A 14,305-nucleotide genomic window follows, 5' to 3' on the forward strand; every position below is an offset into this window, starting at 1 on the left:
TCATCCTTCCTCCGCCCCGCGGGCAGCGGCATCGCGTGTGGCGGGATCCGCGCGGGGATGTGACAGTGTGGCCGTGAGGCCGGCCAGCAGGATGTCGAGTCCACGTTCCAATTCGGCGCGGCCGTCGTAATCGGCCAGCAGCGGGGCGAGTCGGCGTAGCAACGGGAATTCTGTGACCGGCAACCGATGCAGACCGAGACGCAGCACTTCGTCGGTCTCTTCCGGGCGTTCCACCAATTCTTGGAGCTCATTGAGCACATGGCCGTAGAGGAAGCCGAACAATGCACGATAGATGTGCAGAGCATCGGCTCCGGAGAAACCGGCACGGGTCAGCAATGCCAGTACGTCCTCGAGCGGCCGTACCACCGCTGGGGAACGTTGCCCGAGCGGTGTCGCCAGCGGCCGCGTCACCAGCAACGGCACCACCCGGGGATGCGCCAGCGCCAGGGCACGGAAATCGCGAGCGACCTTCCGTAGCCCGCCGGCCCAGTCCGGGTCGGCGCTGTCCACTCGCAGTTGCGCGAAGACGATCTCGGCAACACCGTCGAGCACCGCCGCCTTGTTCGGTACATGCCGGTAGATAACCATCGGGTCCCGGCCCACCGCCTCGGCCAAGCGGCGCATCGACAATCCCTCGACGCCGTCACTGTCGATGATCGCCAGCGCCGCCGCGAGTACTCCCACGCGGGTGACCCGACCGGCGCCACGACCATTCGCGGCACGACCCATGCGGGCACCACCTGTCGGATCTTGGACCTCCGATGACGTTTCGTTCATGACGCGGGCTCATTTCCTCCGATGCCGACAACCGTAGATATAAACTGTATACCTACAGCGTTGACATTGTCTCGACATGGGCGTCTACTGGAGTAGTCACTCCCATTCGAGCGTCGGCACCCGCGTCCCTCTTCTTTCGGCGAGTCGGCAGCCACGGATTCGGGCACAGGCAACAGTCGACATGCCGATCATTGCCACCACATCCCGCCTCGACGAGTAAGGACCGGTCCATCATGACCATCGCTCACACAATCGCAACGAAGACCAAGGCTTTTCCGGAAGCAATTCGCCGCTACCTCGATCCCCTACCGGAACGCGCCTCCCCCGCCCCGGCTCCCCTCTCGACGGGCCCGCCCGAAGCCGCGGTGACCCACCACCCACCGCGACTGAGCCTGAAGCCGAAAAATCGTCACTCGGACTACATCGACGGTGCGTGGTGGCCCGAGTCCGCCGACCTCGCTACCGAACTCCCGGATCTACTGGCTGTCTTGACGATTCGGCTGGGTCCGGTCGATCGGATCGTCTACGACCCGGACGGCTGGTCACGGCCACCCCGGCAGATGACGGTCGGAAGTCGTTCGATCGGCCTCGAGCCCTATCCGTTCCACTTGCGCAACACGATGTATGTCGTCGGCGCCGACACCGCCGTCATGGTGCTCCGCGTGATCCTTCCATCCACCGACGCCCGCGCCGCCCACTCCCAATTGGTGGCCGCCGGCACTCCACGGGAGGGATAGATCATGCCCCGCCTCCATACACGACGTCCGATCGTCAACCACTTCGAGACGGACACGTCCGCCTCGGACGAGCGACAGCCCTTCCGCACACCCACACGCACACCCCGTCTGATGCTCCGCGAACGCGGTGCCGTCCCCGGAAACGTCGACGGCGCCTGGTGGCCGTGGACCCCGAATCTCACGTCGGAACTGCACGACCTGATCAGCGCCGTCGCCCCACGCCTCGGGACCACGATGCGCGTCGGATTCGAATGGAACGCAACAAGTCTCGCCCAACGACGCATCGGTACCGACGACCACATTCGCATACAGGGCCGCAGCGACGACCAACCGCCCGAGGTCGTGCATCTCTACGGAGCGCACAACACCGCACTCGCGCTGCTCGTCATCCCCGCCGCCACGGCGCCCGAGGTCGCCCGGGAACGCATGCGGCTTGCCGCGGCCGGCCATCTCGGCCCACCACCCGGACCGTGACACCAGCAACGGACCGATACCCGCTCGAGACAGGAGCGTCGACCATGACACCGGAGAATGTTCACCCGAACAGGGAGAACTCGGGCTCGGTCGGGGAATTGGTACCGCGGCTGCGGCTGAAACCGGACTCGGCGAAGATCGGCTACGTCGACGGAGCGTGGTGGCCGCGCAGCGACGACCTCGTTGTCGAGTTGCCCGCGCTGCTGGCGAGCGTGTCCGGCCGGCTCGGACCCGTCCGCCGGATCACCTACCGCCTCGGTGAGTGGGCGAACGCGCCCAGCGATCTGGTCGTCGAAGGGCTGGCCATCCGCCTCGAAGGCCACCGCAACGGGACCGTCAACACGATCGAAATGCTGGGCACCCGCGACCGTCGACTGGTCATCCTGGTCGTCCCGCCCTACACCGACGACGATCGGGCCCTCGCCGCGATGAACGCCGCCGCCACCACCGGCGACGCCTCAACCGTGGACGAACTGCTGATGATCACCCCGCGAGAACGGCGCAACCGCACCGCTCAAGCGGACGCGGTGCGGCGATGGCGAACCGGCGACCCGAATCCGCACGACCGATGAAAAATCGCAGCGGGCGCGTGCCCGCCGCGCCGACTCGTCGCGGGCTCGTCAACCGGCACACACACTGGGCCGGTCGAACGCGTCGGCTACTCGTTTGAACCGACGCGTTCTCGATCGCTGCATATTCCCGGGAAGATGCGGTGACCTGCCCAGCCCATACCCGAACGGAAGCGACCCAAACCGACTGTCCCTCGTCGAGGGCCTGCTGCCGCAACCCGCGCACAGGCACATCGACCCCAGCGAAGCATCCGCAGTGATCGCCGGCTTCGTCGTACTCATCTTCGGCGATCAACTAGCGCAACGAGTTCGCGCGATGCCACATAACAGCGAATCCGCAGGTCAGTGACCTGCGGATTCGCTGTGAAGTGGAGCTAAGGGGACTCGAACCCCTGACCCCCACACTGCCAGTGTGGTGCGCTACCAGCTGCGCCATAGCCCCAGATTTTCGCACCCCGGGGGTGTTCCCCGCGTGCTTGAAAGAAGTTACACCACCTGAGTTCGGCGCACCAAATCGCCTGCATACAGGGGTGGTGGAACACACGTTCGAACGATAGACTCGAACACATGTTCGATGGCAGAGAGCTTCAGGCGATGAGCGACGAGGGGCTGGTCGATGCGCTGCGACGGGCACATGGGGCGGCGGCATTCGCACAGGCGGCGGAGGTGCGGGCGGTGCGCGAGTTGTATCGGCGGCATCGCGCCGGCAACGCCGCGCCCGGACCGGGCGGGGTGCGGGCGGGAGAGTTCGCCGCGGCGGAAGTCTCGACGGCGGTGCAGGTTTCCGAGCAAGTCGCGGCCGCGCTGATCGATATCGGGCTGGCACTGGACGCGCTGCCGCATACGCGGGAGGCGTTCGGATCCGGCCGCATCGATCTGTCGCGGGTGCAGGTGATCGTCGACAATGCGCGCGGACTGTCCAGCGATCTGCTGGCCGATCTCGAAGTCCCGCTCGTCGAGGCCGCCGCACGGACCACACCGGCCCGGCTACGGCAGACCGCGCGGCGCTGGTTGAGCCGACTCGACGGCCCGGGTGAGCAGCGGCGGCGGGAACAGCGTGAGGACTGTCGCGATATCCGCCTGACCGCGGTCCAGGACGGCGCCGCGGTCGTGGCGGGTCTTCTGCCCGCGGACGGGGCAGAAACGATCGCGATGCGACTGCGGGACATGGCATACGAGGTGTGCCCCGAGGACCCGCGCACCATGCCGCAACGCCGCGCGGACGCGCTCGTCGCCCTCGCCGAGGGGGCGCAGCGGCTCGACTGTGCCTGTGGACGCGGAAAGCGCTGTACCGCAACAGTTTCCGAGAACCTCGCGTCGGATGCGCGACGCACGTCCGGACGTGCCAGGACTCGCCGCCCGCTGATCCAGGTCGGTGTCAGCGCCGAAGCTCTGAGCGGGGAGAGCGAGGAACCCGCCTATCTGGCGGGCTACGGGCCGATCGACGCCGAGCTTGCGCGGCGGATCGCCGAGCGGGGCGAATCGGTCTCCGTGGCCGAATCCGCCGTGCGAATGGACGGCCTGTGCGCATTCCCGGGCTGCGTAATGCCCGCCGCGACAACAGACTTGCCCGTACCGGAGGGGAGCACGGGCAATACCGACGGGAATCGGCCCGGTGGTGCCGCCGGCAGCCAGAAGAATCGGGATGTCGCGCCCGGAACGGAATCGCCGATCGGGAAATCCGCATACGCCCGCGGCAACGGCCGTACAGCAGCGGGGGCATCCCACGCGAGTTCGCCGAGCGGACAACGGTTTACGTTGTGTTCCCATCATTCCCGCTTGGCGCTGCTCACCGTGCAGCGCAGGACCCGGTGGGAGGTGCGCCGGCTCGATGCGGACCGGGTGCGGTGGACGAGTCCGACCGGCGACGTGCACACCACGGTCGACGAGGTGGCTCGCTACCTGTTCCCGCATCGGGATACCGAGACGCCGATGGTCGGCTCGGGCCCGGTATCCACATCCGTTGCGGCATGGCCTGTTTCGACGCTCGACCCGGCATACCCGATCGGGGATCACGCCCTGGTGCATCGACGCCTCGCGGAGGGCACACCGGAGGACTGTCTCCTGGCCGGTGAAAGTTACCGGCGCTGAACATCTTTCGCACCACAACTGCACACACGAGTGATCGGAGGACACCGCGAACACCATGACTTGCCAGGATCGTCCACCCGCGCCGACCGTTATCGACGCCGGTGTGGAACGGGAACGGATCGCCGCGCTCGAGAAGTTGCGGCTCCGGCTGGAATCCGAACTCGACCGCACGGCCGCGGGCACCGGTTATGCCGCCATGGCAGGGCAATTGCGTGACACCGTGAACGCGATCGCGGACGCGCGCAATCGCATCTACGAGGTGCTACTCGGCGACGACGAGATCTGTTGAACGCCGGTACTACGACTCCGGCCCGGGCGGTTGGGGATACCGTCCGGGCCGGGACCTCGACAAGCGCGACAGTGCCGCGCGGAGGTGATCAGCTCACCAGTTTGGTGACCCAATCCGAATTCTCCACGTCGACGTTCTTGCCGCCGTCGAGCACGGTGGGGGTCTGCACCTGGCCGACCGCGTCCTTCAAGGCCGCGAGCGACGACTGGGCGTGGTTACGCGCCGAGTCCACCCGGTCCCCCTTGGCGATGCAGGATTGCACGTCGGCGGGCGCACCGGAATCCTTGGCGATCGCGGCCAATTGATCGTTGGTCAGATTGCCGCCGTCTTCGCTGGGCTGCTTCGTGGTGAACAGCGCCATGTGGAATTTCGAAAACACCGGGCCGTCACCGGCATCGGCCACACATTCGCTGGCGGCCACCGCGCGGGTGGAATAGTCCTTACTGCTCGACTTGGGATCCAGGAAGTTCACGAACCGGTAGCGCACCGCGAGCTTCCCCTGGTCTATCGCTTTGGCGATCTGCTGTCCGTAGTAATGCTCGAGCGCCCCGCAGGACGGGCACATCGGATCCTCGAACATATCGATCGTCTTCGCCGCGGCGGTCTTACCGAGCACGATCGCGCCGTCGGAATCCAGTAGCGCCTGCACGGCGGGATCGTGCGCGGCGCCGTAGCCGTCCTCCTGCACCGTCAGACCATGGTCGCTGTTCCAGCGCACGACGAGCACCACGATCACCGCGACGACGACCAGAGCCACCGCGCCCAGCGCATACGTGGTGCGGTTCGACATCGGTCGCGGTGTGTATTTCGAATCCGAGGAATTCACGGCGTCCACTCTGCCAAAACCGGTCCCTCGCCGGAATCCGGCCGTCCGATTTCCCGGCAACCGGATATCGCCGGCCTACGCCCGCGGTTCCTCCGCCTCGCCTGCGGGCACACCGACCAGTCCGTAGAGGACCAATTCCTCGAGCGAGCGGGCGAACCCCTCCGTATCGTCGATATCCCGGATACACATGGCGAACAGCGCGGCGCCGGCGATCATATCCAGCACGGTGTCCGAATCGACCCCGCCGCGGACGGCCCCGGAATCCAGATATCGCGCTAGTTCGCGCCGGGTCGGCGTATCAAGCCGTGCCGAAAGTTTCTGATACAGACCGGAATCCGCACGCATCTCGGTCATCAGCCCGGGCATCGCCTCGCGCGCGGGCCGCGCCCCGAAGAGCTGGATCGTGCCCCGGATCACCGTGCGGATCTCTTCGACCAGATCGGTCGCCACCTCTTCGCCGCCGACGTCCGGAAAGACCGCTCGCGCGATCAGATGCGCCTTCGACGGCCAGCGCCGGTAGATCGCGGGCCGGCTCACCCCGGCGCGGGTGGCGATCGCATCGATCGACACGGCGGCATAGCCCCGTTCCACCAGCAGCTCGCGGGCAGCCTCGAGGATCGCTCGATCCACCTCCGGATCGCGATGCGGCCCGAGTCGATGGCGAGCGTTCACGACACAACCGTCCTTGTCAGCGCGAGCATCAGTCGTTACAGTCTGTCACATCTGAGTCGTTACATTCTGTAACTGCTGAATTCGAGGAGACGTCGTGTCCACTACCGACCAGCCGATCGCCGCCACGGATACCTATCGGCCACTCCCCCTGCTCGAGGGCAAGGTCGTCGTACTGTCGGGTGTGGGCCCGGGTCTCGGCCGCGCACTGGGCGCCGAGGCCGCCCGGATGGGCGCGGATCTGGTGCTGGTCAGCCGCACCGAGCGACGGCTGGAGAAGATGGCCGAGGTGGTGCGGTCCCACGGCCGCAAGGCGCTGGTGGTGCCCACCGACATCACCGACGAAGAGCAGCGCAGTGCGCTGGTCGAGCGGGCCCTCGCCGAATTCGGCCGAGTCGACTGCCTGATCAACAACGCCTTCGCCATCCCGCCGATGGAACCGATCACCGGGATCGAGCTGGACGCGCTGCGCACCGCGAACGAGACGAATGTCTTCGCGCCGCTGCGGCTTTCGACACTGTTCGCCGATGCGCTGGCCGCCACGCGCGGCTCGATCATCATGCTGAATTCCTGTGTGAGCTTCGATTCCGAGCCGATCTACGCCGGGTACAAACTGTCGAAGGGCACACTCGCCCATCTCGCCTCGTCGCTGGCCACCGAACTGGGCCCGCGCGGCATCCGGGTCAACAGCGTCGCGCCCTCCTACATCTACGAGGACGTGAACAAGGCCTACTTCGACTGGCTCGCCGCCCAGGACGGCGTCACCCACGAGGAGATCTACCGGCGCAAGGCCGAACCCACCGACCTCAAACGCCTCGCCGCCCCGGAGGAGGTGGCCCGCGCCGCCCTGTTCCTCGCCAGCGACCTCGCCTCCGCCGTCACGGGACAGATTCTCACCGTCGACTGCGGCGAATACCACAATTGAAATAATCACGGCTGCAAGGAGTTCCGGTGACCGACGCGAAGAAGCGAATCGTCCTCTGGGGTACCGGGGTGGTGGGCTCGATGGTGCTCGCCGAGATCATCCGCCATCCGGTCTTCGAACTGGTGGGCGTCGGTGTCAGCAACCCGGACAAGGTCGGGCGTGACGCCGGACTGCTGTGCGGCGGCGGCGAAACCGGTATCCGCGCCACGGATTCGGTGGCGGAACTGATCGCGCTGCGCCCCGACGCGGTGGTGCACTACGGGCCGACCGCACAGTTCGCCGACGAGAACATCCGGGTCATCGGGTCGTTCCTGCGGGCGGGGATCGACGTGTGCTCGACCGCGATGACACCGTGGGTGTGGCCGGAGATGGCGCAGACACCCGCCGCCTGGCGCGATCCGATCACCGAGGCGTGCGCCGCTGGTGGCGCGTCCTGCTTCACCACCGGTATCGATCCGGGCTTCGCCAACGACCTGTTCCCGATGACACTGCTGGGCCTGTGCGGGGAGGTGGAGTCGGTGCGCGCCTCGGAGCTGCTCGACTACACCTCCTACGAGGGCGATTACGAAGTCGAGATGGGCATCGGGCGGCCGCCGGAATTCCAGGCCATGCTGGAGATACCCGAGCTGCTGATCATGGCGTGGGGCGCCACCGTGCCGATGATCGCGACGGCCGTCGGCATCGAACTCGACACCATCACGACCACGTGGGAGAAATGGGTGACTCCCGTGGATCGGCCGTCCGCGAAGGGTGTCGTCGCGGCCGGCGACGTCGCCGCCATCCGGTTCACGATCAACGGGGTCTACCGCGGCCGCGAGGTCATCACGCTCGAGCACGTCAACCGCATCGGCACCGACGCGGCTCCCGACTGGCCCGCCGGCACGAAGGACGATGTGTACCGGGTCGACATCGTCGGCTCGCCGTCCATCTCGCAGGAAACCTCCTTCCGGTTCACCGACGGATCGGGGCGCACCCCCGCTGTGGCCGGATGTCTCGCCACCGGGATGCGGGCCCTGAATGCCGTTCCCGCGGTCAACGCCCTGCCGCCCGGTTGGGTGACACCGCTGGACCTGCCCCTCGTCCCCGGCATCGGCACCATTCGCTGAGATACCGGAAGGCGCTCTCCCGCAGCGTCTTTCGGGGGCAGCTCCGAATTCGCGCCGCAGGCCGAGTAGGCCGGCGACGCGAACTCGCAGCCTGTGCTCACTTCGCCGGCTGCCCCTTCGGGACGAACGGCTCGTTGATTGTGGTGAAGTACTGAATCACCGAGGCGACGGCCACCGGGGCCGCGACCAGCAAGGCGCCCGCGAAGGCGCCGATCCCCGCACCCACGGCGATCCCGGCCAGACAGCCCGCCAGGGGCCCCGCACCGAACAGCGCCGCGAGAATGCCGGTGACGACGGCGCCGACCAGCGCTCCGCCGATACATCCGGCGATACCGCCGATCGCGGTGCCGACCGCGGCGCCACCCGCGGCGGCGGTCGTAATCTGCAGCGCGGCACGGGAAAACGCCGCCTGCTCTCGCTCGTAGCGGGTACGCCACGGCGCCTCGTCCTCGAACGGCAGCGCGACCGGAGTGAGGGTGGCGGTGTGGTCACGAATCGATGCCTCGACCGGATAGGCGACGTCGTCGATACGAATCGTCAGCGGGATCCCCGCCAGTACCGCACCGGCGGCGGATCTGATCCGGAAGATCCCGTCCGAGACGTCCATCGAGCCCGAATCGGTGGTGATCACCGCTGCGGCACCGGTATTCATGGCCCGGTAGTGCACGGCGCCGTCCGTGGCAGCACTGTTCGGTGCCGGCGCCGCGGTATCCGGCAGGGCAGGGTCGGCCGCGGCGTACGCGGACGAGGCGGTGACGGTCGCGATGGCGAGCGTGGTGGCGGCTACCCAGCGTTGAACCCTCATCGGTTCTCCTCTCGAAAATCACCGTGGCACTGCACAATTGCGGACACGGCCGACGGTGATACGCAAACAACATGCCTGTGGAACATGTCACAGCGCGGCGCGTGCAGGGAGCGGCCTCTCGTTCAGCGGGACACGGGCGGTGAACCGGGGATCCGCGCCGGATCGCCGGCTGTCGGCACACACTTCGGTCAGCGCACGACGAATCGCCGCCGGCACGGGCCGGCGGCGAGACACTCTGTGTCGCAGTGAGTTTCAGTGACCGCAGGAGGTGGCGGTCGGCTCGCCCGCCATCACCCGCGCCACGAAATCCTGAGCGTCGGCCAGTGACGCGGGCACACTGCCGCGATGATCCTGGCCGTCGTAGACCCGGTAGTCGATGCGAACTCCCCTGCCGCACAGCGTTTTCACCAGAGCGTCGGTACCCGGTTTCGCGACGGCGGCATCGGCCGTGCCCTGGGCGATCATCGTCGGCACGGTCGGGGTCACGCGGCTGGGGTCCTGCTCGTCCAGATAGCGGGTCAGCGGTCCGACGTCCGCGTTCGGCGCGAAGACCTGCGCCGGCGGCACCGGTGGCACCGCGCGGATCTGGGCGAGGCAGCCGGTCCGCGCGGCGGTGAGCAGCGGCGCGGCCTGCGGCGTCACCAACGCGTCCGGATCGATGGCCGGTTCGGCGGCGTGCGCGCCCAGCAGAATCACCGGCAGGAAAGCTTCGGCCCCTTCGGCGCCGGGGCGATTCGATCGCAGGTAGTCGACGGTCCCGCTCAGCCCCACCCCACCGGGCGCGATCGACACCGCACCCTTCAGCTCCAGTTCAGGCGCCCGCGCGGCCCCGGCCTGCGCGGTGAACAACGCCGCCTGCCCGCCCTGACTGTGCCCGGCGACGACCCAGCGCTTCCCGATCGTGGGATCCAGCGCCCGGGCCGCGCGCACGATGTCGACGACCGTATCGGCCTCGCTCGCGCCGTTGATGTACGGATGCCCGCCGGGAGTGCCGAGCCCTTCGTAATCGGTCTGAACCACGGCATAGCCCTTGGCGACCCAGCTGCCGAGGATCCGGTTCACCGGTCCCAGGTAGTCGTGATCCGGACCGTCCGCGGTGTCGGCGGAGGGCGCGCAGGTGTCGGCGTAGCCGGTGGTCCCGTGGGCCCAGCTCAGCACCGGCCAGCCGTCCTTCGGCGGTGCTCCCGCAGGCACCGCGACGGTGCCCGACACCACGATCGGCTGCCCGTGCGCATCGTCGGAGACATAGGTGATCAGGCGCGTGCTCGCCGCACCGGACAGGGCGGCGGCACTCGTCAGCGGCCGCGCGGTCAGCAACTGTCCCGCGCGCAGGGTGGCGGGATCGGTCTCCGAGGCGCCGGAGCAGGCGACGGCCGCCAAGCCCACTGCCAGGACACCGACGCCGATCCGAGCCGATTTCCGTATTCGACGAGCCGGCACGGTGATCTCCGTTCTGTGGATCCAGTAGGTCGGCCACAGGGTAGGGCGGTCTCGGCGATCGAAGGCCGATGCTCCCGCCAGGTAGGACCGCGCGGCCGACGTCGCGGCACTCAGTCGGCGGACGCGGTGACCAGATGCCTCCGCAGCGGCTCGCGCACCACCGTCCATCCGGCCGCGGCCACCACCAGCAGCGCACCGGTCACCGTGAGCGCGAATCCGAACGACACCCGCTGCGCCAGCCACCCGATGGCGATCGGCCCCACGACGGTGCCCAGATCGGCGGCCATCTGATAACCGGCCAGCACCGGGCCACCGCGCGCCCGCGGGCCGATCACATCGGCGACCGCAGCCTGCTGCGCGGGTGTGTACATTCCGGAGCCGAGACCGGCCACGAACGAGGCCCCCAGCAGCCACACCACATTCGGCGCGAGCCCCAGCGCGATCGTGCCCGTCGCGCACACCAGGGTGCCGGCGATCAGGAAGGGTCTGCGCCCCCATTGGTCCGACAAGCGGCCGGAGGCGAACAGCACCGCGGCATTCCCCGAGGCGAAGACCGTCAACGCCACCCCCGCGACTCCCGGCGACTCGCCGAGAACCTCCACGACCAGCAGCGGAACCAGCGCCATCCGCACGCCGAACACCGCCGCGCCGTTGGCGAAGTTGGACCACAGCACGGCCCGGTACACCGGATCGGCCAGTGCGCGACCGAAACTCACCACCGACATCGGCTCGGCGCCCACCGGTTCGGCCAGATGCGAACCGCGCAGCTTCCAGAACACCACGCCACTCGCCGCCAGCAGGGCCACCGCGTAGATCGCGAACGGCGCACGCAGCCCCAGCCCGCTCAGCGCACCACCGAGCAGCGGACCGGCCAGCGAGCCGATCAGGAAACTGGTGGACCACAACCCGGACACCCGCCCCCGCTCACCGGGCGGCGACAGCCGGATGACCAGTCCCAGCGAGGAGACCGTGAACATGGTCGATCCGATCCCGCCCAGCGAACGCAGCACGATCAGCTGCCAATAGGTCTGTGCCAGCGCACACGCGCCGGTGGACAGGGCCACGACCAGCAGACCCGTGAGATACAGCGCGCGCTCACCGAACCGCTGCACCAGCCGCCCGCTCACCGGCGCGAACAGCAGGCGCATCAGCGCGAAACTGCTCACGATCGCCGAGGCGGCCGCGACATCGACGCCGAAGCTGCGGGCGAACTGCGGCAACGCCGGTGCGACCAGCCCGAATCCGAGCGCGATGATGAATGCCGCGCCGATCAGCACCCAGGTCTCGGCGGGCAGCCGGGAACCGGCACCGTGACTGTCGTTCACCACATGCCCGCGAATCAGTCGACCGCGGACTCCTCGATGCCGAGTGCGCGTCCGACCACTTCCTCCGCGGCCGCCTGCACCTGCGCCAGATGTTCGGGTCCCTCGAACGATTCGGCGTAGATCTTGTACTTGTCCTCGGTGCCCGACGGGCGGGCCGCGAACCACGCGTTCTCGGTGGTGACCTTGACCCCGCCCAGCGCCGCGCCGTTGCCGCGGGCGCGGGTCTGCACCGACAGCACCGATTCCCCGGCGATGTCGGTGGTGGTGATGTCGTCCGGTGTCAGTGCGGCCAGCCGCCGCTTCTGCTCGGCATTCGCGACGGCATCGATGCGCGCGTAAGCCGGTGTGCCGTAACGCTTTTCGAGTTCGGCGTAGCGCGCCGACGGACTCTGGCCGGTGACCGCGGTGATCTCGGCGGCCAGCAGCGCCAGCAGGATGCCGTCCTTGTCCGTGGTCCACACCGTGCCGTCGTGGCGCAGGAACGAGGCCCCGGCGCTCTCCTCACCGCCGAAAGCCAGGGAACCGCTGAACAATCCGGGGACGAACCATTTGAAGCCGACCGGCACCTCGTGGGTCTGCCGGCCCAGCACGCCGACCACGCGATCGATCATCGAGGAGGTCACCGCGGTCTTGCCGATCTTGGTCAGCGCGTCCCATCCCATCCGGTTGGCGACCAGATATTCGATGGCGACCGCCAGGAAGTGGTTGGGATTCATCAATCCCGCATCGGGTGTCACGATGCCGTGCCGGTCGGCGTCGGCGTCGTTGCCGGTGGAGATGTCGTAGTCGTCGCGGATCGCCACCAGCGAGGCCATCGCATAGCGCGAGGACGGATCCATCCGGATCTTGCCGTCGCTGTCGAGAGTCATGAACCGCCAAGTGGGGTCGACGAACGGATTGACCACCTCGAGTTCGAGGTCGTAGCGCTGGCCGATCTCCTCCCAGTAGTCGACGCTGGCGCCGCCCATCGGGTCCGCGCCCAACCGGATTCCGGCGCCGCGCACCGCGTCCAGATTCAACACGTTGGGCAGATCGGCGATGTATTGGTCGAGATAGTCGTAGCGCTGCACACCGGTGGCCAGCGCATGCTGCAGCGTGGTGCGTTTGATTCCGGCCAGCCCGCCACGCAGCAGTTCGTTGGCGCGCTCGGCGATGGCGTCGGTCGCGACCGTATCGGCCGGCCCGCCGTGCGGCGGGTTGTATTTGAAACCGCCGTCGCGGGGCGGATTGTGCGACGGCGTGACCACGATGCCGTCGGCCTGATGGCGGGTGCCGCCCCGATTGTGGCGCAGCACCGCGTGACTGAGCGCCGGGGTCGGCGTATAACGCCCGCGGCTGTCGATCACGGCGGTCACATCGTTGGCGGCCAGCACCTCCAGCGCGGTGGTCCACGCCGGTTCCGAGAGCGCGTGGGTGTCGCGAGCCAGATACACCGGGCCGGTGATGCCGCGGGTGGCGCGATACTCCACGATCGCCTGGGTGATGGCGAGGATGTGGGCCTCGTTGAACGCGCAATCGAGGCTCGAACCGCGATGGCCGGACGTGCCGAAGACCACCTGCTGGGCGGGTTCGGCGGGATCGGGGATGCGGCTGTAGTACGCCGTCACCAGATGCGGCAGATCCTCGAGATCGCTGGCCCGCGCCGGTCGGCCGGCTCGATCGTGGGCCATGCTCGGGCCTCCCTTCCTCGGCGCCTGCGCCCGGCTCGTCATCACAATCACGGCGACACCCCGCCCGACTGCCACACCTGGACCGCGGACAGGGTCACGGTCCCGGATTCGAAGAGTTCGGCGTTGGCCACCACGAAATCGCGCAGCAGCTGCGAATCGTCGATGATCATCACCATCACGGGCAGGTTCTCGGCGAGATCCAGCATGCGGCTGGTGTGGATGCGCGAGGAGACGCCGTAGCCCTCCATACCGCGCCAGACGCTGGCCCCGGCCAGGCCGCTGTCGCGCGCCCGCCGCACGATCTCGTGATAGCGGGGCCGATGCTTGTAGTGGTCGTCCTCACCGAGCAGCACCGTCAAGCGGGCCGCGGACCGCCAGCGTGGATCCGGCTGCCACGCATCGGCTTCGGTGACGATCTGCATCGCGGACTCGTCCGGTGCTTCACTCATCGCCAACCCCCTGTCGTCGTGCCGTACCAGTTGTCCGTTCTGCCGCGCCGCGCGCTGTCACCACCACCGCCCACCGATCCGAGCGGCGGACCCACCACACCCGATCCGTGCAGTCTAGAGCGTCGTCCGATCGGGCGGAGCAGCGGTCGCATA

Annotated in this window: 15 protein-coding genes and 1 tRNA gene; 7 read left to right on the forward strand and 9 right to left on the reverse strand. The window is 68.0% G+C overall.

Going from position 1 to position 14,305, the window contains the following annotated elements; translation table 11 throughout:
- The gene (locus RJ03_RS31870) at window positions 1-729 is read right to left on the reverse strand and encodes a TetR/AcrR family transcriptional regulator C-terminal domain-containing protein (protein ID WP_051025538.1); all 729 of its coding nucleotides are present in this window, start codon (window positions 727-729) and stop codon (window positions 1-3) included.
- Window positions 730-1,010: 281 nt separating this feature from the next.
- Between RJ03_RS31870 and RJ03_RS31875 the strand changes: the two genes are divergently transcribed.
- The 3 genes from RJ03_RS31875 (at window position 1,011) to RJ03_RS31885 (ending at window position 2,560) form a co-directional block, all read left to right on the forward strand.
- Window positions 1,011-1,514 (forward strand): DUF5994 family protein, encoded by a 504-nt coding sequence (locus tag RJ03_RS31875; protein WP_067880461.1) that lies wholly within the window; start codon window positions 1,011-1,013, stop codon window positions 1,512-1,514.
- Window positions 1,515-1,625: 111 nt separating this feature from the next.
- Window positions 1,626-1,988 carry a DUF5994 family protein gene (locus RJ03_RS31880; protein ID WP_245552455.1) on the forward strand — a complete coding sequence of 121 codons (363 nt, stop codon included), beginning with the start codon at window positions 1,626-1,628 and terminating at the stop codon, window positions 1,986-1,988.
- A 44-nt stretch (window positions 1,989-2,032) separates the two neighbouring features.
- Window positions 2,033-2,560 carry a DUF5994 family protein gene (locus RJ03_RS31885; protein ID WP_036509819.1) on the forward strand — a complete coding sequence of 176 codons (528 nt, stop codon included), beginning with the start codon at window positions 2,033-2,035 and terminating at the stop codon, window positions 2,558-2,560.
- Between the two features lie 366 nt (window positions 2,561-2,926).
- On the opposite strand, the gene RJ03_RS31890 is transcribed toward RJ03_RS31885, so the two are convergent.
- Window positions 2,927-2,999 (reverse strand) — tRNA-Ala (locus RJ03_RS31890).
- Window positions 3,000-3,124: 125 nt separating this feature from the next.
- Here RJ03_RS31890 and RJ03_RS35420 point away from each other — a divergent pair.
- A complete protein-coding gene (locus RJ03_RS35420) occupies window positions 3,125-4,648 on the forward strand; it encodes a DUF222 domain-containing protein (RefSeq protein WP_083871487.1) in 1,524 nt (507 codons plus the stop codon).
- Between the two features lie 55 nt (window positions 4,649-4,703).
- The gene (locus RJ03_RS31900) at window positions 4,704-4,937 is read left to right on the forward strand and encodes a hypothetical protein (protein ID WP_063012258.1); all 234 of its coding nucleotides are present in this window, start codon (window positions 4,704-4,706) and stop codon (window positions 4,935-4,937) included.
- A gap of 88 nt (window positions 4,938-5,025) precedes the next feature.
- On the opposite strand, the gene RJ03_RS31905 is transcribed toward RJ03_RS31900, so the two are convergent.
- Window positions 5,026-5,727, reverse strand: coding sequence for a DsbA family protein (locus RJ03_RS31905; RefSeq protein ID WP_051025551.1), 702 nt, complete (start codon window positions 5,725-5,727; stop codon window positions 5,026-5,028).
- A gap of 111 nt (window positions 5,728-5,838) precedes the next feature.
- Window positions 5,839-6,435 carry a TetR/AcrR family transcriptional regulator gene (locus tag RJ03_RS31910; RefSeq protein WP_036509825.1) on the reverse strand — a complete coding sequence of 199 codons (597 nt, stop codon included), beginning with the start codon at window positions 6,433-6,435 and terminating at the stop codon, window positions 5,839-5,841.
- 94 nt (window positions 6,436-6,529) lie between these two features.
- Here RJ03_RS31910 and RJ03_RS31915 point away from each other — a divergent pair, with 94 nt between their 5' ends.
- Window positions 6,530-7,357 (forward strand): SDR family oxidoreductase, encoded by an 828-nt coding sequence (locus tag RJ03_RS31915; protein ID WP_232329285.1) that lies wholly within the window; start codon window positions 6,530-6,532, stop codon window positions 7,355-7,357.
- An 80-nt stretch (window positions 7,358-7,437) separates the two neighbouring features.
- A complete protein-coding gene (locus RJ03_RS31920) occupies window positions 7,438-8,463 on the forward strand; it encodes an NAD(P)H-dependent amine dehydrogenase family protein (RefSeq protein WP_051025552.1) in 1,026 nt (341 codons plus the stop codon).
- 97 nt (window positions 8,464-8,560) lie between these two features.
- Here RJ03_RS31920 and RJ03_RS31925 read toward each other — a convergent pair whose 3' ends face one another.
- The 5 genes from RJ03_RS31925 to RJ03_RS31945 form a co-directional block, all read right to left on the reverse strand.
- Entirely contained in the window at window positions 8,561-9,268 is a 708-nt protein-coding gene (locus RJ03_RS31925; protein ID WP_036509829.1) for a DUF8020 domain-containing protein, read from the reverse strand.
- A gap of 252 nt (window positions 9,269-9,520) precedes the next feature.
- Window positions 9,521-10,714: an alpha/beta hydrolase family protein gene (locus RJ03_RS31930; RefSeq protein ID WP_371507202.1), complete on the reverse strand. Its 1,194-nt coding sequence runs from the start codon at window positions 10,712-10,714 to the stop codon at window positions 9,521-9,523.
- Between the two features lie 104 nt (window positions 10,715-10,818).
- A complete protein-coding gene (locus RJ03_RS31935) occupies window positions 10,819-12,033 on the reverse strand; it encodes an MFS transporter (RefSeq protein WP_174372367.1) in 1,215 nt (404 codons plus the stop codon).
- A 14-nt stretch (window positions 12,034-12,047) separates the two neighbouring features.
- Entirely contained in the window at window positions 12,048-13,703 is a 1,656-nt protein-coding gene (gene pgm, locus RJ03_RS31940) for a phosphoglucomutase (alpha-D-glucose-1,6-bisphosphate-dependent) (RefSeq protein ID WP_036509833.1), read from the reverse strand.
- A 47-nt stretch (window positions 13,704-13,750) separates the two neighbouring features.
- On the reverse strand, window positions 13,751-14,152 hold the full coding sequence (locus RJ03_RS31945; RefSeq protein WP_083871489.1) for a DUF190 domain-containing protein: 402 nt from the start codon (window positions 14,150-14,152) through the stop codon (window positions 13,751-13,753).
- Window positions 14,153-14,305 lie beyond the last annotated feature (153 nt).

Origin of the sequence: Nocardia aobensis NBRC 100429 (assembly GCF_000308375.1) — a bacterium.
Lineage (GTDB): Bacteria > Actinomycetota > Actinomycetes > Mycobacteriales > Mycobacteriaceae > Nocardia > Nocardia aobensis.